At 58.6% G+C, this 19139-nt stretch carries 19 protein-coding genes and 3 pseudogenes; 19 read left to right on the top strand and 3 right to left on the bottom strand.

The window, feature by feature from the left end; all coding sequences use genetic code 11:
- The first annotated feature begins 227 nt into the window (after positions 1-227).
- The 5 genes from C7450_RS32880 to C7450_RS32900 all read left to right on the top strand — a co-directional run bounded on the left by C7450_RS32880 (position 228) and on the right by C7450_RS32900 (position 3652).
- On the top strand, positions 228-1343 hold the full coding sequence (locus C7450_RS32880) for an RHE_PE00001 family protein (RefSeq protein WP_110378638.1): 1116 nt from the start codon (positions 228-230) through the stop codon (positions 1341-1343).
- 109 nt (positions 1344-1452) lie between these two features.
- Positions 1453-2058: a helix-turn-helix domain-containing protein gene (locus tag C7450_RS32885; protein WP_110378639.1), complete on the top strand. Its 606-nt coding sequence runs from the start codon at positions 1453-1455 to the stop codon at positions 2056-2058.
- Complete coding sequence (locus C7450_RS32890; RefSeq protein ID WP_110378640.1) at positions 2055-2699, top strand: RES family NAD+ phosphorylase; 645 nt, start codon at positions 2055-2057, stop codon at positions 2697-2699. Before C7450_RS32885 ends, C7450_RS32890 begins: the two co-directional genes overlap by 4 nt.
- A 115-nt stretch (positions 2700-2814) precedes the next feature.
- Entirely contained in the window at positions 2815-3042 is a 228-nt protein-coding gene (locus tag C7450_RS32895) for a cupin domain-containing protein (protein ID WP_110378641.1), read from the top strand.
- A gap of 268 nt (positions 3043-3310) precedes the next feature.
- Positions 3311-3652 carry a helix-turn-helix domain-containing protein gene (locus tag C7450_RS32900; protein WP_425351281.1) on the top strand — a complete coding sequence of 114 codons (342 nt, stop codon included), beginning with the start codon at positions 3311-3313 and terminating at the stop codon, positions 3650-3652.
- Positions 3653-3728: 76 nt separating this feature from the next.
- Here C7450_RS32900 and C7450_RS32905 read toward each other — a convergent pair whose 3' ends face one another.
- The 3 genes from C7450_RS32905 to C7450_RS32915 all read right to left on the bottom strand — a co-directional run bounded on the left by C7450_RS32905 (position 3729) and on the right by C7450_RS32915 (position 6303).
- On the bottom strand, positions 3729-4265 hold the full coding sequence (locus C7450_RS32905; protein WP_110378642.1) for a phospholipase D-like domain-containing protein: 537 nt from the start codon (positions 4263-4265) through the stop codon (positions 3729-3731).
- A gap of 104 nt (positions 4266-4369) precedes the next feature.
- The gene (locus tag C7450_RS32910) at positions 4370-5731 is read right to left on the bottom strand and encodes a DUF7986 domain-containing protein (protein ID WP_110378643.1); all 1362 of its coding nucleotides are present in this window, start codon (positions 5729-5731) and stop codon (positions 4370-4372) included.
- Positions 5728-6303, bottom strand: a complete 576-nt coding sequence (locus C7450_RS32915) for a recombinase family protein (RefSeq protein ID WP_110378655.1) — start codon at positions 6301-6303, stop codon at positions 5728-5730. The genes C7450_RS32910 and C7450_RS32915 overlap by 4 nt, the downstream gene beginning before the upstream one ends.
- Positions 6304-6450: 147 nt before the next feature.
- Between C7450_RS32915 and C7450_RS35280 the strand changes: the two genes are divergently transcribed.
- From C7450_RS35280 to C7450_RS32985, 14 genes and pseudogenes are all read left to right on the top strand, one after another.
- On the top strand, positions 6451-6585 hold the full coding sequence (locus tag C7450_RS35280) for a DUF4158 domain-containing protein (RefSeq protein WP_170147566.1): 135 nt from the start codon (positions 6451-6453) through the stop codon (positions 6583-6585).
- Positions 6569-7033 (top strand): annotated as a pseudogene (locus C7450_RS32925) (IS3 family transposase); the annotation flags it as partial. The gene C7450_RS35280 and the pseudogene C7450_RS32925, both read left to right, overlap by 17 nt.
- A 94-nt stretch (positions 7034-7127) precedes the next feature.
- Positions 7128-7661 (top strand): annotated as a pseudogene (locus C7450_RS32930) (IS256 family transposase); the annotation flags it as partial.
- A gap of 93 nt (positions 7662-7754) precedes the next feature.
- Positions 7755-7967, top strand: a pseudogene (locus tag C7450_RS32935) (IS3 family transposase); the annotation flags it as partial.
- 60 nt (positions 7968-8027) lie between these two features.
- Positions 8028-8864, top strand: a complete 837-nt coding sequence (locus C7450_RS32940; RefSeq protein WP_170147567.1) for an IclR family transcriptional regulator — start codon at positions 8028-8030, stop codon at positions 8862-8864.
- A gap of 83 nt (positions 8865-8947) precedes the next feature.
- Positions 8948-10012, top strand: coding sequence for an alcohol dehydrogenase catalytic domain-containing protein (locus C7450_RS32945; RefSeq protein WP_170147568.1), 1065 nt, complete (start codon positions 8948-8950; stop codon positions 10010-10012).
- Positions 10013-10146: 134 nt separating this feature from the next.
- Positions 10147-11352, top strand: a complete 1206-nt coding sequence (locus tag C7450_RS32950; RefSeq protein ID WP_170147569.1) for a CaiB/BaiF CoA transferase family protein — start codon at positions 10147-10149, stop codon at positions 11350-11352.
- A gap of 14 nt (positions 11353-11366) precedes the next feature.
- On the top strand, positions 11367-12572 hold the full coding sequence (locus C7450_RS32955) for a CaiB/BaiF CoA transferase family protein (protein ID WP_110378648.1): 1206 nt from the start codon (positions 11367-11369) through the stop codon (positions 12570-12572).
- Positions 12573-12592: 20 nt separating this feature from the next.
- The gene (locus C7450_RS32960) at positions 12593-13801 is read left to right on the top strand and encodes an ABC transporter substrate-binding protein (RefSeq protein WP_170147570.1); all 1209 of its coding nucleotides are present in this window, start codon (positions 12593-12595) and stop codon (positions 13799-13801) included.
- A 51-nt stretch (positions 13802-13852) separates the two neighbouring features.
- Complete coding sequence (locus C7450_RS32965) at positions 13853-14722, top strand: branched-chain amino acid ABC transporter permease (RefSeq protein WP_170147571.1); 870 nt, start codon at positions 13853-13855, stop codon at positions 14720-14722.
- Between the two features lie 15 nt (positions 14723-14737).
- Positions 14738-15742 carry a branched-chain amino acid ABC transporter permease gene (locus C7450_RS32970; protein ID WP_281064299.1) on the top strand — a complete coding sequence of 335 codons (1005 nt, stop codon included), beginning with the start codon at positions 14738-14740 and terminating at the stop codon, positions 15740-15742.
- Positions 15739-16479 (top strand): ABC transporter ATP-binding protein, encoded by a 741-nt coding sequence (locus tag C7450_RS32975; RefSeq protein ID WP_110378652.1) that lies wholly within the window; start codon positions 15739-15741, stop codon positions 16477-16479. Before C7450_RS32970 ends, C7450_RS32975 begins: the two co-directional genes overlap by 4 nt.
- A 13-nt stretch (positions 16480-16492) precedes the next feature.
- Entirely contained in the window at positions 16493-17248 is a 756-nt protein-coding gene (locus C7450_RS32980; protein ID WP_110378653.1) for an ABC transporter ATP-binding protein, read from the top strand.
- 357 nt (positions 17249-17605) lie between these two features.
- Positions 17606-18718, top strand: coding sequence for an IS110 family RNA-guided transposase (locus C7450_RS32985; RefSeq protein WP_110378654.1), 1113 nt, complete (start codon positions 17606-17608; stop codon positions 18716-18718).
- Positions 18719-19139 lie beyond the last annotated feature (421 nt).

The following is a 19139-nucleotide window of genomic DNA, read 5'->3' on the forward strand; positions in this document are numbered from 1 at the left end:
AAACGATCGTTTGTAAACGTCTCTTATAGGCGTTTCTGCCATTAGGCCGAGCGGGAAATCCCCGCAAATCGACGCTTCTCGTCGATCTGAGCCACGATTGCGGAGCATCTGTTCAATCCGGAAGCCGCTGACCCTCCCTATAGTACGCGCGCGTGGAAAATGTGCCGCTATGACGGAAGTGATGGCTATGGTAGCTTCCGTATGAGAACAGAAGCTAGGCGATTACAATGCGTTATGATGAAACCAATTTGCCGCTCCGGACCCTCCTGCCGGCGATCGGGAGGGCCGAGGATCACCTCGCACGCCTCGACGAGGCGGTCCGGCGCAGTCCCGAAGGGGATGGATTCGTCGAAAGGGGGCATTTTTTCGATTCGGCCGCCAGCATGTGGATTGCGGGCGAGCTTGTTCACGTCGAGGATCTCGTCCTTCATGATGCCCACATGGATGTGCGGGCGCCGACGCATGAGCTCACCATCTCGCATGCGATACTGCGTGCCCGCCGACGGATCGCGAATGCCGATCCCGCCTGGGCTGTCGGTGGCTCGGGCCTTTCGGCGCTTGCGGGCGTGAGAGACGCCCCCGGTCGGGCCGTCGAGAACGACCTAGGCCCGGGTAGTGATGGCGGCGGGGACGTCTCTCCGGACGGAGAGGAGCCATTGTCCGCGGAATTCGCCGCGATCGATGCGGTTCTCGAACGCTCCCGGCGCATTCTGGAAGGGGAGGGGGCTTTCACCGTTCAAACCGAGAAGCCGCAGAGTGTCATCGTGGGAGACCTGGTCGTCCGCGATGCTGAATGGGACGAGCGCGGCAGGATCGAGCAATGGCAGGCGGTCGGTCGTGAGGTCGAAGACATGCCGCCGACGCTTGCGGCCGCAGTTCTTTGGGACGCGTGGGAGACCCTGGAGCCATTGCAGAATAAGCACTGGCTCGGCACCCTGCTGGTCGGCGCCTGGCTTCGATCCCGGCGCAAGGTGGCCTCACATCTGTTTTGCCTCAATGTCGGGTTGAAGACGATCCCGCGCGAACGCCGACGGTCGCGGAGCAAGACGACGCGTTTGCTGGCTGCTCTCGACGCCATGTCGGCCGCCGGCGACGCTGGCATGAAAGAGGTCTCTCGGCTTGCTCAGGCGCGGGAGCAAATGCAGCGCCGGCTGCGGTCCAGGCGTTCGTCGAGCAGCCTCCCCGGCGTCATAGACCTGATCCTGTCGCGACCGATCGTGTCTGCGACGATGATCGCCAAGGAAGTGAATGTGACTCAACGCGGCGCGCTTAACCTCATCACTGAGCTTGGCGTGCGGGAGATGACCGGCAGGGGCCGCTATCGCGCATGGGGAGTTCTTTGAAAACGCACACCAACAGACCCCTTGAGCCATGACCATCTGCAGCAAGCGTATTGGTTGACGCTGGCTTCGGCGTATCTATATACTCCCTAAGACAACCAGCGAGGTTCTCATGGCTCGCACCGCGCCAAACCCGAGCAGCACGCGTTCTGATTCCCTGCAGGCGGCCTTTCTCCGGCGCGCTACATCAGCGCTTGAGCGCATGGCGGCCTCTGCTTCGCCGAAGACACTGTCTGACGCTTTGGCTGCGCCAACCGATGCGGGTTCGCTCGCATGGCTCCTCAGCCGGTCCGAGGTCGTTGGTGAGGCCGTCATTGAGCTCGATCCGCTCGTTCCCGCCCTCGCAAGGAACGTCGAGCACCGCAAGCGGCTGATTGAGCGCGCTGGCGGCACTTTGTCGGCCGAGGATTCGGGCCGACTTCTCGGCATCTCGCGTCAGGCGGTCGACAAGCGCCGGCGATCCGGAGCCTTGCTTGCTGTTCGCGATGGGAGCGACTGGCGCTATCCCGCCTGTCAATTCGATGAGACGGAGGTCGTGGCCGGTATCGCGGATGTCATTCGAGCCTACGCTTCGGCCGGACCGTGGGTGGCGCTCGATTTCCTGCTCGCGCCCGACTCGGCGCTTGGAGGGCGGTCGGCCCTTGAAGCGCTGAAGTCCGGCGATCGGGACGCGGTTCTGCGCCTCCTGCGCAGTGAGGCGCAGGATGGATATGCATGACGCCGACGAAGCGGTCCGCGCCCCGCGGTCCTTCCGGTCGGGCACCTCCTCCTCCCGGATGGCTCTCTGACATATCGCTGCCGATCGACGAGATGGAGGCCGGACGGGTGTTGCACCGTGTCCACCGTTCATCGCTCGATCCAATCTTCTTCGGCCCGGGCCGAAATGTGCCGGCTACGAACCGGTTTGACAGTGCCAGCGGGCGGTTCGGAGTCCTCTATGCCGGTCTCACCCGTCGCGGCGCCCTGGCCGAAACCCTCCTGCGCAATCCGCAACGTCTCATGGTGGCCATGACCGATATCGTCGGGCGTTCCGTTTCCGGGCTTGTCTCTAGTCGACCCATGCGGATGGTGCGCCTGTATGGATCGGGGCTGCAGGCGGTCGGCACGGATAACTCGATTTCAACGGGACCCTATGAGCCTTGCGGCCTTTGGTCGGACGCTCTCTGGGATCACCCAGACCGTCCGGATGGATTAGCTTACCAGTCGCGCCATGATTCCAGCGAGATCTGTGTCGTGATCTTCGAAAAAGCCAATGTTCGTCTTCAAGCTACGGGAACCCAGTCTTTGTCGAGCATGCTTGGGGACGTGGCCGCAGTGCTCGACAGCTATGGCAAATCCGTCTCCCCGCCCCTCGAGTAGCTCGACGCACAGGCACGCGTAGGGTTTGCCCGGTCGATTCCCTTGGGGGCAGGAAACAACCTCTGCCCCCAGCTAGACATAGCTTGGGCTTCCCGAAGTTTGCGATGCCCGAGACATGCCGGTCGATGTGGTTGAGCGCGGGCTATTATCGCAACAAGAGAAAGGGGAGAAGCATGAGTGGGTCGTAACCTATGACGAAGTTCTCGTCGTCACAAAGGGCGCCCTTACGATCCGGACCGCCGATAGCGCAAAAACCGCCAAGGCCGGTGGATTCATCTTTCTCACAAAAGGGACCGCGCTTGCCTATGAAGCGGGTGAAGACGAAACCGAGGTTGTTATGTAAGCTACCCGCGTTGGATGGACGCACAGCAGCGCTCCGGGCACGAGCACCTGCTCGGCTCGTTTCACGCGGTCGGCGATACGGCGGAGACGAGGTGATTCCGCCGCGGGTCGTCAGCTCAACAGTCGCGGCGACGCCGAATGCGCATCAGTGTAGGCGTCACCGCGCTACGTAGGGCGGCGTAGAACAGGTTTTATGTCCGAGAGGGTCAGCCGATGGGCGAAGGCGCCCTGATTACCATGCGTCGAGCATTGCCGACCCTATCGCCATCATACGCAACAATCTCGAACGGCCACTCGTGGTGGCTGATCTCGCCGGTTCGGTCGGCATGAGCGACTCGGCCTTCCATTCCCACTTCAAGGCCGTCACCGGCACGACGCCGCTGCAATACCAGAAACGTCTGCGGCTGTACGAGGCCCGGCGCCTCATGCAGTCGGAACTGCAATCGGTCTCCAGCGCCGCATTCAGCGTCGGCTACGAGAGCCCCACGCAATTCTCCAGAGAGTACGCGCGCATTCGGGCTGCCGCCGCTCAGGCACACGCGCGCACTGATCGCTCGTGGAGAGGCGGTGCCGGTTTCCGAGACGGGTGCATGAGGCGGACCGCCCGATGAAACGAGCAATCTACGATGCAGACACGCGGATGGCCTTCCCTCGGCGGGCAGCACCGGAACGGGCAACCGGCCCGGACTATCGGAACAGCTCGCGCTTGCGGTGTTTCTGCCGCCCTTGCCTGAAGTGGTCGGCCTGCCAGCTGTCGTCCGGGGCAAGGACCGCCGCCTTGCTCGCATCGGCGCCGCCAGAGCCGGCAAGCCGCAGCGCCGTCGTGCGAAAATAGAGATGCCGGTGCAGGCGCATGAACTCGTTGACGAGGACCGGTGTCACTTCCGACGCCCATTCACCCGACAGCAGCAACATGTTCTCGTCATTGTCAGTCACCGAATTCGCGGAGAAATTGGCGGACCCCGAAAACACGCGCGGGTTCGGCCCGAACGGGTCGATCATCATCATCTTGGTGTGGATGTAGAAGATGTTGCCTTGGCGCCGATGACGTTCTTCCCGAAGGAACCAGCGGTCGAGAGCCTCCCCCGGCAGGCCCGCCTTGATGCTCTTCTCAGCAAGTAGTGCGCCCATGGCGACGATGTTGTCATGATCATTCTCGATCGCCTTCATGATCGCCTTGGCCTTGTCGGACCGGCCGGCGTTCTCGGCAACGACGAAACGCAATATGCCGCTGGCGCCTGTGAATGCAGCGCCAATCTCGTCAGAGACTCCGAAGGCGGCCGTTAGGGGTTCAGTACATTATTGGGACACAGAAATACGGTAGGGGATTATCGGCGGAGGTTTTCGATGTTGAGCTCGCGCCACATCCAGCCGAAGTCGTAGGTTGTCATGGGGTCATGCGGGTTTTGGGAGCTTGCGGATCGGAATTCGAGATATTTGAGCCATTCGGCGACCTTTTCCCGTCCCTTCTGCGTGCCAACGGCGGACCGTGGCGAGATGTCGCCCAGCATGCCGACCGGTTGATCGAGGATTTCGCGATATTGCTTGTCGAGCATGGCGTGAACGAGAGGCGTTGCGACCTCCAAGGGGATATCGTCGACCTCTTTCGTCCGGCCTTTGCGGGCTTCTTGCATCTGTTCGATGGTCTGGATGGTGGTTAGCGGCACTCCGACCATTTTGCCGAGCACATTTTCCAGCATCTCGCGCCCCCTGGCGGCGCGCGCGGCGGAATTGACCATGAGAGTGAGAAAGCGTCCTTTCAGCTCGAGATTGCCCAGCACCGGCGTGCCATCTTCCATTGTGGTGCCAGCGGCAAGAGCGTTTGGCACACGTGCTTTCAGCGGCCCCTTTTGTGACCGTTCATCCAGCCAGTTCCAGAACTGCGCATTCTCCTGGCGCAGCTGGGGAATTCCCTGGAGCCGCCACGCAATGTCCTTCCGGGTTATCCCGGTTGCGAGCGGAAAGCGGACTTCATGAAAGACGATTTCATCGCCGTCGCTGTTGTGGATGATCGGCCGTGTTTCTCCAAGGGCTTTGGGGAGCACATCGAACAGGAAGGCATGGGTGAACAACGGCGCGGCTGCACGCAGCATTTCATCATCGAGCAACGGCTGGGTCCGGGAACGCCGGCGCTTGCCGGGCAAGGCCTTGAACCCCTCCAGCAAGGCATCGCTGGCCTCCTGCGAGAAGGGCAGCAAACCGCCGGCGATGATCAGTTTGCCGCCGAGCGGCACGATGCGAGCGGCGACCCGCTCCCACTGCCGCAGCGTCTTCGTTGCAGTTCCTTCGCTGATCAGGACAGGCTCGCCGCCGCGGATCAGGTCGCGCGCAAGAAAGGATTTCCCGGGAACAATTTCGCTCGCCTCGTAAAGGCTCATCACGGAGGTGCCGAGCGCCGTCATATAGGCCTTGCTCTGTGCGCTTTCCTTCCAGCTGCGGCGCTTGAGATAGGCCTCGACAAAGGTCTGGCCGCCGGGGTCGAAGACCTGCGTGAGGAAATCCTCAAAAGCGCAACCCCACAGAGTCATGGCCCAATGATCGCCAAGCGCGTCGTTGATCTCTTCATGGTCAAGATCGAAGTGATCCATGACGGGCCAGAAATGGTCGCCCATCACCTCCTCGAAATGAAACGCCCAGTCATCGCGGCTGAGGAATTTGACGAGGCCGGACAGATCATGGCTGGCTTTCATGGAGGGCTCCTGGTCAGGCGATAGGCGGCGACAATCCGCGACACGGTCGGTTCGCTAATATCGTAGAGCCGGGCCATTTCAGCGCCAGACTTGCGACCCGACAAGACGCTCTCGGCGATTTCTAGTCGTTTCTTCGCATCGAGCTTCTTGCGGCGGCCGCCGATGTGGCCCTCCGCGCGGGCCTGGGCAAGGCCGGCCGTGGTGCGCTCCTGGATCATCGCTCTTTCGAACTCCGCGAAGGAGCCCACCATCTGCATGAGCATGCGCCCAGCTGGCGTCGTCGTGTCGATCGCCTCGGTCAAGGATCGAAAGCCGGCGCCGGCCTCCTCAATGCGCTCCATCAAATGCAACACGTCTTTGAGCGAGCGGGACAGGCGGTCAAGCTTCCATACGACAACTGTATCGCCCTTGCGCAACTGGTCGAGCATCCTGTGCAGTTGCGGCCGCTCCCAGCGGCCGCCGGAGGCTTCTTCCTCGAAGGCCCGTTCGCAGCCGGCATCGGTCAGCGCCTTGATCTGTGCCCTGTTGGACTGGTCGTCCCCCTTGCTTACCCGGGCATAGCCGATCAGCACAGCGGTTCCTTTCGCAAACGGCCGTTTGTGCAAGCGCGCCGCCGCAAACGACAATTCATGGTGAAGAGCCTTTCATAATCCTCTTTCAATATGGCGTCGTAAGGCAAGTAGTTTTTGAAAGGAGACGGAATGCCAGGGCGAATCTCGATGACCAAGAAACAGCGGGAGGCGCTGCTGGCGTTGCCAGAGACGGAAGCTGAGATCCTGCATCATCATACTCTCAGTCCCCAGGAGCTGGACGCAGTCAATCAATGCCGAACACCGGAGACTCGGCTGGCATGATCTTCTCGCGGAGGGCTTTTCCTGTGGTCTGCATCGCGTCGAGCGTCTCATGCGCGACAATGCATTGAGAGCAAGACCGAGAAGGCGGGGCTTGCCGAAAGATGACGGTGAGCGCCCGGTCATCATGCCGAATGTGCTGGACCGGCAGTTCGGGGCAGCAAGACCGAACCAGAAGTGGGTGGCCGATTTTACCTATCTATGGACGGCTGAGGGCTGGCTCTATGTGGCTGCCGTCATCGACCTGTTCTCGCGCCGTGTCGTTGGCTGGTCGATGAATGCCAACATGACGGCCCAGCTCGTCACAGATGCGCTGATCATGGCCATCTGGCGCAGAGGCAAGCCGGATGCGCTTCTCCACCATTCGGACCAGGGTAGCCAATACACGAGCGAGCAGTTCCAGCGTCTCATGGCTGATCACGGCATCACCTGTTCTATGAGCAGGTCCGGGGGATGTCCCGGTCTCTGTTGAAAAAGGGAGGGCGGCGTTGCTCGCCTTGAGCCGTTAGGCTCGGGGTGTCGAATCCTCGAAGGAAAGCAACGCCATGAAGACCCCTATCACAACGGCGGCGGTGACGCCGTCTGCCCTCGTCGATGAAGCTGTGGACGAGGTCCGTGCCAGCTTCGAACGCCTTTGCCTGACAGCCGGTCTGGCCACTCTCACCGGGATGATGGAAGAGGATGCGGCTCGGCTCTGCGGCCCTCGCCATGGTCGCAGCAAGGATCGGGAGGGGCATCGTTGGGGCAGAGCCAGGGGAAAGATCGGCTTTCACGGCGGCAAGGTCGAAGTCGAGCGTCCCCGCGTCCGTGCCCGTGACGGCGGTGAGATGACCCTGCCGAGCTGGACCGCGGCGGTCGACGAGGATCTTCTCGGCCGATGGGCGCTCAATCTGATGCTGATGAACGTCTCGACCCGCACGTTCGGCCGCGCCGTGCGTCTGCCCGGCGGCGACATCCCCGCCGCGCGAGGGGCCGGGGTGACCAAATCGGCGGTGTCGCGTCGCTTCGTGGCGCTGTCGGCCGAGAAGATGAAGGCGTGGATGCGCGCCGCCCTTCTCGCCCATCAGGCCCGCGCCGTCGGCGCCGGCCTTGACCCTGCTCGCGACGCTGCATAGCCTCCTCCACCAGCGACGTCCGCCAAGCTCTTTTCAACATCGGGCGGGACATCCCCTAGGTCCGGCAATGTCTGGGACAATGCCGCGATGGAAAGCTTCTTCTCGTCACTCAAAACCGAAAGGACAGCTCGCAAGGTCTACAGAACCAGAAACGATGCAAAGGCGGACGTGTTCGATTACATCGAGCGCTTCTACAATCCGAAGCGTCGGCATTCGACACTGGGCTATCTCAGCCCGATGGAATTTGAAAACAAGGTGGGATTAGCCTAACTCGGTGTCCGAAAAACCGGCAGCAGGCCACCGATCCGAGTCATAACAATGAGTTCTCACATGACAACTGAACATGAGCCCGCTACGCAGTCCCATGACGGACCAAGGTCTCTTCTCCGCACCCTTAAGATCCTAGAGTACATAGCCGCGCACCCTGAAGCGGCGACGCTTGCTCGTGTTAGTCATGAGCTCCAGTCGCCGAAGAGCAGCCTGCTAGGTCTGCTGCGCGCTTTGGTCCAGCACGGCTACCTAACCAGCGAAGATAGCCGCTACTCACTCGGGCCGTCCGCCCACCGTCTTGCAATCGCCATCGTACCAGCCTTCCCATTATCGCAGATTGCTAAACCTATAATGCGAGACCTTGTTGCAAAGACTGGTGAGACCGCGCTTCTCGCCACCTTGGATCTTGAGATGCAGCGCGCGGTCTATGTTGACAAGGTCGAAAGCGTAAGCCCTATCCGGTACACTGTGCCGATCGGTACCTCGCGCCCGCTTTATAGCACTGCAGCGGGACGTCTTCTGTTGGCGTATCAGCCTTCCGACTGGATCGACGACTACCTCAAGAAACTAGCCACTGAACCACAAGCGGGCAGAATGCCCCCTGATTCAGCGGCCTTACGTACAATTCTCGCTGAAATACGTAGAAGTGGTACCTCACAGACGATCGGCGAATTTTCCCCCGACGTGGCGGGAGTTTCAGCTGCCGTATTCGACCATGAGCACAAGCTCATTGCTGCATTGACCCTCGGCGCGCCAGTTGAGAGGGCGAAGAAGAAACTTAGCCTTATGATGGAGGCGGCCCATCAGGCCGCCCTCCGGATGTCGTCCGATCTTGGTTATGTTAACCCGCAGAACTCCTCCTCGGACCGGCGGAAAGTTTCTACGCGCGCAAAATGACGTTTGACTTCGGTCCAATATATGAACTACATTCCGATAGCAGAACGAAAGCGCGTCTCAAGTGCTTGTTTAGGGGGGTGTTCATGCGGGCAATTGTTGTCAGGGATCCCGGCGCAGCTGATGCCTTGCAACTAGAAGATGTGCCGTTGCCGCCGATTGGAACTCACGATGTCCTAATCGAAGTTGAGGCATGCGGCGTCTGCTTTCACGACGTCGTTGTGCGGAATGGCACTCTCAAGCGGGGCGTTCAAATTCCCGTAATCCCTGGTCATGAAGTCTCTGGTCGAGTTCGGCAGGTTGGCGCCGAAGTTCGCCTCTTTAAGACTGGAGATCGTGTGACAACTGTGCAGCGCAGCCATGTATGTGGCCAATGCCGCTACTGTCGTACTGATCGCGAGAGTGCATGCGCAGAGCGCGTGATGCTGGGCGACGTGGGCCTCAACGGAGGTTATTCCGAGTTTGTTGCTGTCGAAGAGGACAATATAGCTCTTGTACCGGATGAGGTGCCCCTCGACCATGCGGCGATTATTGCTTGTGCGATAGGCACCCAACTCAATGCAATTCGGGATGTAGCTGAGGTTCGTGCGGGCGATCGCGTGCTGATCACAGGGGCCGGCGGCGGGCTTGGCATACACGGCGTGCAGATTGCCCGTTTTGCCGGCGCGGAAGTCATCGCCGTCACAACATCTCCGCAGAAAGCCGAAGAGATTAAACGTGCCGGTGCGCATCACGTCATCGTGGCAGAACGCGGCGGAGACTTCTCTGCCGACGTACGTGCCATCACGGGGTCTGAGGGCGTAGACGTAGCTATCGACAACGTTGGCAGCGCAACATTTACTAGCACCCGACGCAGCCTCGGGATGGGCGGGCGCTGGATCATGGTGGGCCAGCTATCCGGCGAGTTCGTAAAGCTAAATCCTGCGCAGATCTTCTTGCAGGATCTGACAATCCGCAGTGCTAAGGCGACATCGCGCCGGCAACTAGTCGATGCTATCGAACTTGTGCGGCGGGGGGCCGTGAAGCCAATGATATCCGCGTCACTGCCGCTTGATGAAGCGGCTCATGCTCATCGTTTGATGGAGAGTGCGGCACCAACCGGACGCATTCTCCTGAAGCCAAGTCTGAGGTCTTCAACACCGATAGCATAACAAATGGAGGGATGCTGAGCCTAGACGACAAGCCGCCTTGCCCACGTCCTGACTAGTGTTTTCGGCTTGACACTAAATAGTTCATGTATTTGAATGGCGTTCAAAAAAATCCATCTCAGCTAAGGACAATTAGCGTGTCGATTGGTGCCAGCAAAATGACCGCAGATCACATACAAGATAATCGGCCTACCCCGGCAGATATTCTGCCGCTAGCTGGTCTTCGAGTTCTTGATCTTACTTGGCTGCTTCCGGGACCCTTCGGAACCCATCAACTCGCCGAGCTTGGCGCCGACGTTCTGAAAATTGAGCGTCCACACACCGGCGACTACATGCGCGAATTGTTCCCAGACCTTTTCGAGCTCGTGAATCGCAACAAACGGAGTATTGCGCTAGATCTAAAATCTGAACAAGGTCGTCAGGTTTTCCTCAAGCTTGCAGGCAAAGCTGACGTTGTAATTGAGAGCTTCCGACCGGGTGTGACCAAACGGCTGGGTATCGATTATGACAATCTCAAGGATCTGAAGTCCGATCTAATCTATGTTTCAATCTCAGGTTACGGCCAGGACGGGCCATACGCACATCGACCTGGACACGATGTGAACTATCTCGCACTCGCCGGCGGCCTGAGTACGCCAGGGCAATGGGGCGAGGCGCCTCGTCGTAGCGGCCTGCCAGTGGCTGATCTAGCCGGTGCACTCTACGCTGTGACAAACATATTAGCAGCGCTGCGTAGCAGAGACATCACCGGACAAGGTGCATTTATCGATCTAGCAATTGCAGACGCGGTACTTCATTGGGCCCAGGTTCGGTTCGGTAGTAGACCAGTGTCGGAGGAATCCGAATGGCACCATCTCCATCCTACTAATGACGTTTTTCACACAGCCGATGATCGCGGAATATCGCTCGCACTAATTGAGGAAAAGTTCTGGAATAACTTCTGTCATGCGATTGGCCATGTTGATTTGCTAGAGCGCTATCCGAGCATTGGAGAGGTTGCCCACGATCGAGTACACAGTTATGCCATCCGGAATGTCGTCGCAGAGGTGATCCGTTCTGAAGATCTACGACATTGGTGTGAGATATTCGAGCGTGCCGATATTCCTTTTGCCCCGGTGAATGGGCCAGACGAGGTCTTCGCGGATCCGCACTTTGCCGCCAGGGGAACTATCGTGAGAGATGACAGCGGTACCCCGACTGTCCTTCTTCCTGGCAGGCTGACCGCCCACCACGGTCGGGGCCATGCTCCCAACCTGGGAGAGAATACCGATGAGATCCTTGCAGAGATTGGACTGGGCGACGGCGAGATTGCCGAGCTTCGCCGAATAGCTGCTATCTCCTAGAGGAGATCAGGCCAATGCTCCCCCTCAGTGGTCTCCGCGTTCTAGACATAACCAAGTTCATTGCTGGCCCACTATGCACTCAATACCTTGGTGCGATGGGTGCCGAAGTCCTCAAAATTGAGGACCCTGACGGTGGCGACGGAACGCGGGGCATGCCGCCGTTCATCGGCAACGATGGAGCGACCTACCTCGCAATGAACTGCAACAAGCGAAGCCTAGCGATCGATCTGAAGACCGAGCAAGGTCGCCAGATAGTGTACGAAATTGCAGCGACATCAGACATCGTCGTGGAGAGCTTGGCGCCTGGTGCTGCTGACAAGCTCGGTGTTGGCTGGGAGGCCCTCGCTAAGATCAATCCGCGTATTATTTACTGCGCAATTTCTGGCTTCGGACGAAGCGGTCCACTTGGAAGTCAGCCGGGATACGAGGTGATGATGCAGGCCTTTACAGGCCTTATGTCGGTCACTGGCGAGCCTAACAGTGACCCGTTGAGGGTCGGCTTCTCACCACTAGATCAAACTACAGGTCTGCATGCCCTCACCGGCGTCCTCGCGGCGCTAAGAATACGCGACACAACTGGCACAAGCAACTACATCGAGGTTTCATTGTATGAAACAGCGGCTGCCTTACTTGGATGGCATGCTCAAAGCTATTGGATTGATGGCAAACTACCGGAGCGTTGCGGATCCCGACATGCCTCACTCTGCCCATACCAAGCATTTGCTGCCAGCGACGGACTCATTGTGATTGCTGTTGGCAGCGAACACCTTTGGCGCCGATTCTGTGCTGCAACAGATCTTATGGATATGTGTGACGATCCTAGGTTCCGCACGAACGTTGACCGAGTATCTCATTACGAGGAAACTATCGACCGTATCCAGGCGCGTATTATCACACAGACTGTAGCACACTGGACAGCAACGCTGTCCGAATATCGAATACCAAACGCGCCGGTCAACACATTGGAGACGATGCTGCAGCATCCACAGACCGAGGCGCGCGGCATCATACTCAATTTCGACCATCCCGTTGGCGGCCGAATGCATGCTGTTGCGCATCCTGTCGTGTTTGGGGGCAGAAGTCGGGAAGTGTTGCGGCCACCACCATTACTGGGAGAGCATACAGTCGAAGTGCTAGCCGAACTTGGGTATGGCACGGATTCTATCTCCCAACTCAAGAACAACAATGTAATCCGCACGCAAGAAACAGGTTCGTTCTAATAAACCTTATGGAGGAAACAATGAAAGTGAAGCTACGCGCCTGCATCGCCGGAGCCCTGGCGCTCTCAACCGCCGCGGGTGCTGCGAACGCAGCAGACACAATCCAGATTGGAGCACCGCTTGAATTGAGCGGCCGGTTCGTTGCCTTTGGAGCCGCCGGAAAGCGCGGTGCAGAAATGGCCTTGGAGACATTCAAGGGTGAAGTTAATGGGAAGAAGGTCGAGTTCTTATTCCGAGATATCCAGTCGGACCCTCAAGCTGCGGTTGCAAGCATCAACGAGTTAACTGAACAAACGAAGGTGAAGTACATCTTCGGCCCGATTGCGAGCGTGATGTTCGCCGCCGTAATCCCAGCCTGGCGTCAGCAGAAGCCCGTCTGGATCGGGCATGGGTCCGTGACCACCCGAACTGAAGAGGAGGTGGGAGGCGAGAGACGCTTCTTTCACACTTACCCTTACGCTTACCATTATCATCAAACTATGTCTGCCGGGCTAAAATCTATCATCGGCTCTGGCAAGAAGATTGTTATCGTTTATTCCGACGACGCCTACGGGCGAACAAGTCTTCCTTTTGCCCGCCAATTTTATAAGGAAGCTGGGTTCGAAATTGCCGGCGAAGAACTCGTACGGCAGGGTGCCGCAGACTACAATCCTATCCTTACAAAGATCCGCCGGCTCAGACCAGAGGCTCTCGTCACACTGGTCCAAACCTCCGACTTAGTTACGCTTGCGAAGCAAATAAAAATCGCTGGGATCAATATCCCATACTTGGTCGATGGCCTCGATGTCTTACTTGAGGAGTGGCAGAAGGCAGCCGGTGACGCGCAGGAGGGCTGGATTGGCCTATCCGGGTATATTCATGGAATGGAACGGCCCGCAAGCAAGGACAGACCGGACATATTCCCGTCGCTCTCCGATTGGGAGAAGCGCTTCCGTGACAAATATCAGGTCGAGCCGACCTACCTTGATGCCGGTGCGTACTCTGCAGCGTCACTCCTTCTGATGGCGCTCGAAAAGGCTGGCGACGACCCGGACAAGGTTGTCGAGGAACTCGAAAAATTAAATACTGAAACATTAGTTGGTCCGGGCCGGTTCACCAAGACGTCGACTGGGGGCACTGTCCACCAAGCGTTTGAGAGCCTAATGATTGCGCAGCGACAGAACGGTAAGAGCATTATTTTGTATCCTCCGGAAGTAAAGACCGGAGAGATTAAGGCACGCACGGAGTAGTAGGTCTGCGAAGGACTGGCCGCACATTCTTGCTTCTCGGGGATACAAATGATGATCCTGCAGCTGCTGATTGACTCAGCACTACTTGGAGGCCTGTACGCACTACTGGCGCTGGGGCTAGTGCTCAGCTTTGGCGTCACTAACATCCTGAACTTTGCCCATGGCGAAGCCATTATGTTAGGAGCGTATGGTGCTTTCTGGGCGTTCACCTTGTGGGGAATCGATCCGCTCCTGTCCATACCCATCATGCTCGTGGTCGGATTTGGAGCGGGCTTTGTCTGTTTCCGGTATGTCATCGAGCGTTCCCTCGATGCTCCTCACCTGAACCAAATTCTTCTCACCTTCGGAATCGGCCTCATCCTCCAAAATGCCGCTGTACTAGCGTGGACAGGCGATCTCCGTTCAGCGAACCCTTCCTACTCAATGGCAGCAATCAACTTAGCAGAAGTTTTCATTCCGGTGGGTAGGCTTTTGACCTTCACAGTGGCGGCCGCGCTCGCTGCTATTCTGTACATGTGGTTGACGCGAACCGAGTACGGTCGAGCCAGCCGTGCCATTGCCCAGAATGAAAGAGCGGCAAAACTTATGGGAATTGACACACGCTTCGTTTATTCCCTCGTCTTCGCTATCAGCATTGCCGTCGCAGCGGCAACCGGGGCTGCTCTTAGCTCCATTACTACTATAACTCCATTCATTGGTTTCCATCTTCTTGTCAAGGCATTCGCAATTATGGTCCTTGGCGGCGCTGGCAGCATCTCTGGTGCGGTGCTTGGTGGCGTTCTGCTTGGCCTGCTTGAAACAACCGTCGCTTACTACGTTCCAGAAGGAAGCGGCTGGGCGGAAGGCGTAGCCTTCGTTGCGCTGTTCCTATTCCTCCTCATTCGACCGCAAGGTCTGATCGGCACTCGAGTTCATGGGTAATCTATGCGCGTTCTCATGACATTATGTATCGGGGCCGGGGTTGCTGCACTTGGCTGCAGCTTCATCGGACTCGGGTTTTCCCTTATAAACGATTTATTCTTTCGAGCCGGCCTCATGGTGATCCTGGCGGTGAGTTGGAATTTCATGGCGAGCACCGGACTAATTTCGCTCGGACATTCTGCGTTCTGGGGGCTCGGGAGCTACACCAGCATGCTTCTTGTCAATTCATGGTCGATATCGTTTGGCACCAGCGTTTTTGCCGCAATTCTTGCGGGGGCTGCTGCTGGCGCGCTCTTAGCGGTCGCCACGGGACGGCTCCGGGGCATTTACTTCGCAGTGGCAACGATTGCCTACACTGAAGCTCTTCGGGTAGCTGCTATGATGCTGCCTGATATTACAGGTGGCTCTACTGGTGTCTATCTGAACCAAAGCGCTCGTTTGTCCCAGGAGTTTCTCTACAGCGCCGCCATTGTGGGGGCAGTAGCCTCCGTCACTCTCGTCTACTTGTTGATGAAAACCCGCCTTCGCTATGCCATGCGCGCCATGCTCAACAATGAGAGCGCAGCCCAGATGCTCGGGGTCAACCCATTACTCTATCGAACCTTCGTGTCCGCTGTCGCCGGGGGGGTCGCAGCTTTGGCGGGGGTTCTCAACACGTGGTACACTGGCTATCTCTCGCCCGAAATTGCATTCAGCTTGCACCAATCAGTCCTCGCACAGATCGCAACAATTATTGGCGGCGTTCACACCCAAGTTGGTCCAATCATTGGCGCATTTGTCATCCTCGGATTGTCCGAAATCACTCGCATCTCGCTGACTGAGTTCGAAGGTACTAGTCAGCTGATCTACGGCCTCGTCCTAGTATCCTTCATCCTGTTCTTACCCGGTGGCATCTTCGGCGCTATGCGAAATCGCTGGCTGTCCTGGGCCATAGGAGCAAAGATTAGGCCGCTGCCAACGTTGAAGGCCCAGTCCTCAGTCATCGTTAGTGCAAAACGCGAACGGCCTCCTGCATCATGACAAGCTCTCCGCTGTTTCAGATCGAACATCTCAATGCTGGTTATGGGGAATCTATCGTCCTCAGCGATGTCTCTCTTGATGTCCAACAGGGAGAGATTGTGTCTCTCCTTGGACCTAATGGCGCCGGTAAAACCACGACGATGATGGCTATCACCGGCCTACTATCAGCCTACGGCGGTACGATCAGGCTCGACGGCCACCCTATCACTGACAAGCCCGCACATAAACGGGTAGACCTTGGTGTGGCGCTGTCGCCTGAGGGACGCCAAGTCTTCCCCGAGTTGAACGTGGAAGAGAACCTACTGCTTGGCTCTTTCGCAAGTAAAGCCCGCGCTAGTCGCCCTCGAAACCTGACACGGATCTACGACCTTTTTCCTCGCCTTGCAGAGCGAAAAAAACAGCTGGCAGGACTGATGTCAGGGGGTGAGCAGCAGATGCTCGCAATCGGCCGAGCCTTGATGTCTGAGCCACGCCTCTTGTTGCTCGACGAACCGTCGTTAGGGCTTTCTCCACTGATCACGGAACTCGTATACGATACCATTCCGGTGATTGCGGCCGAAGGCATCAGCATTCTGCTCGTCGAACAGAACACGGAAGCAGCGCTCGCGGTTTCGAATCGTGCATATGTACTGAGCCACGGCAGGATAGTCGCAGCGGGAAAAGCTGAAGATCTTCGCGACAGCGCAGTCTTACGCGACGCTTTCTTTGGTGGGGCTCTCAGTGGCGCCGCACAGTAACGGGAGCTTTTCGGTGTTATCAATTCAGAATGTATCCAAGCGGTTCGGTGGTGTTCCAGCCATCGACGATTTCTCGTTCGATCTTGCTCAGCACGAGTTCTGTGGAGTCATTGGACCCAATGGCGCAGGAAAGACGACTCTGATGAACCTAATAACCGGTTATATTAGGCCGGATATAGGAGGCATCATGTTCGATGGCAGGAACATCTCCGGGCTACGGCCTTATCGAATTTCTCACCTTGGAATTGGGCGGACGTTCCAAGTAGTTCGACCGTTCCTCGAAATGACTGTTCGGGAAAACGTCCTCACAGGGGCGCTCTTTGTATCGCACCGTGCGCAACGCAGGCGTACGCCCGAACAACGCTGCTCAGAAGTTTTGGAGCTCGTTGGGCTGGCAGACAAGCGTGATGCTTTGGCGGCTTCGCTCACCCTCGGTGAGAAGAAGCGCCTAGAGTTGGCACGGAGTCTTGCCACGGAACCCCGCTTCCTGTTGCTCGACGAGGTGTTGGGCGGACTGTCCAAAGGTGAATTAGTCCTACTCGTCGAGGCGTTAAAGCGCGTCCATGCTAGTGGAACGACGATCCTAATGATTGAACACGTCATCCGTGCTTTGGTGCAACTCGTCGACCGGATCGTCGTCCTAAACTTTGGCCGCAAGATTGCGGAAGGCCCACCGGAAGCTGTGCTGTCCAATCCCGACGTCGTAGAATCCTATCTCGGAAAACGGATCAACACGACGGGTATGCAATCTCACAAAGAGCGTGCGTAGTGTGATGAAGGTTCTGCTAATCGCCTGAGCGGGGCGGTCATGGCAAGATAATGATCTTCGATGTGCCCCTCTCCGGGAGGAGCCCAGCAAGACCGGCTCCAAGGATAAACCCGCTGCCGCTGCCATCAAGGAGCTTCAGAGCCACAATCCAAACGGTCTGCGAGAAATCGAGCGCGCTGTCATGCAGGAGATGCTCGAGGCGGAGATGATGGGTAAGCGCTTACCCGAGCGCGAAAGCGCTTACGATGATGGATGGTAAGACCGTATGTCCGCTGAGCCGAGGTGGCTCGCCCTACACTACGCCTTCGAGGGTTGCTCGGAGAGGCCGAGCCGATCCTCGCTGCAGGAGGACGAGCCGTGGGGCATTGTAGCGAGATCTTCGTCGGGATTGACGTCTCGAAGGCGCGGAACGCCATCGCCGTGGCGGATGGCGGGCGCGGCGGCGAGGTGCGCTTCCTTGGGGAGGTGGACGCCGCCGAGGAGAGCATGCGCCGGGCGGTGAAGCGACTCACCGCGAAGGGCGAGCGAGCGCACTTTTGCTACGAGGCGGGCCCGACGGGTTACGGCCTGCACCGGCTGATCACCTCGCTCGGCCATGCCTGCACGGTCGTGGCGCCGTCGCTGATCCCGAGAAAGCCGGGAGACCGGGTCAAGACCAACCGGCGCGACGCCATCAGCCTAGCCAGGCTCCTGCGGGCTGACGAATTGACGGCGGTATGGGTCCCGGACGAGAGACACGAGGCGATGCGGGATCTGGTCCGCGCCCGAGCCGCCGCCGTCGAGACGCAGCGGGTTCATCGTCAGCAGGTCAGCAGCTTCATGCTCAAACACGGCCGGGTGTTTCCTCGGCCGAAGGCTTGGAGCATGCGCTACCTGAGATGGCTGCAGGAGCAGAGATTCGATCACCCCGCCCATCAGATCGCCCTGCAAGAGATGGTGGAGGCGGTGAGGACGTCGAAGGAGCGGGTGCAGCGGCTCGAGGCGGCGATCGAGGAATTCGTGCCGCAATGGTCGCTGGCGCCCGTCGTCCAGGCGCTGCAAGCGCTGCGCGGCGTCGACCTGATCGTCGCCGTGACCTTCGTCAGCGAGATCGGCGACCTAAACCGTTTCGACAATCCACGCCAGCTAATGGCCTATCTCGGCCTTGTACCCAGCGAACGCTCGACCGGCGAGACAGTTAGGCGCGGCTCGATCACCAAGGCCGGCAACGGCCGGGTGCGCCACATGTTGGTCGAGAGCGCCTGGACCTATCGACATCCGCCGAAGGTCGGCAAGGCCAAGCTCTACAAGCTGGAGCAGACCTCGCCCAGGGTACGCGAGATCGCCTGGAAGGCGCAGGCGCGACTTACGGCGCGCTATCGGGCCCTCAGCGCCAAGGGAAAGAAGACTACCATCGTCTGCACCGCAATCGCCCGCGAGCTGGTCGGCTTCATGTGGTCGATCGGACGGGAGGTGCGACCAGCAGGATAAGGCGCCTGTCGCCCACGCCGGGGCGACAAGTCCACCGCTCGCGCACAGGCGGGGGCGGGGCCGCGGCAGGGGAACTCCCATCAGACGCTTTGTGGCCGGCCAAGGCCGACGCCCGCAGTAAGACAGGGAAACGACCCGGACGCACTCTCGGGAATGCGGTAGCCAACCCGCGCATCAGAGCTTGATCACCGACGTCCTTCAGGCCCCGCCTCCACCTGTGCGCGTCCACCTTCAACGCCGCTCGGCCGAGCGGCCGAATGGCTGCGGCCAAGTCCTTGACAGCGGACATCAGAGCGCTGTTCTCAGGCCACGGCCTTGAGATTTGGGTAACCGGCCGATAAGCACCGCCTTATTCGAAGGCGTCTGAACCGGTAAGTTCACGTCGTTAACGACGTCGTTATTGACGTCGTTAAGGAGGTGA

It is taken from the genome of Chelatococcus asaccharovorans (assembly GCF_003201475.1).
GTDB lineage: Bacteria > Pseudomonadota > Alphaproteobacteria > Rhizobiales > Beijerinckiaceae > Chelatococcus > Chelatococcus asaccharovorans.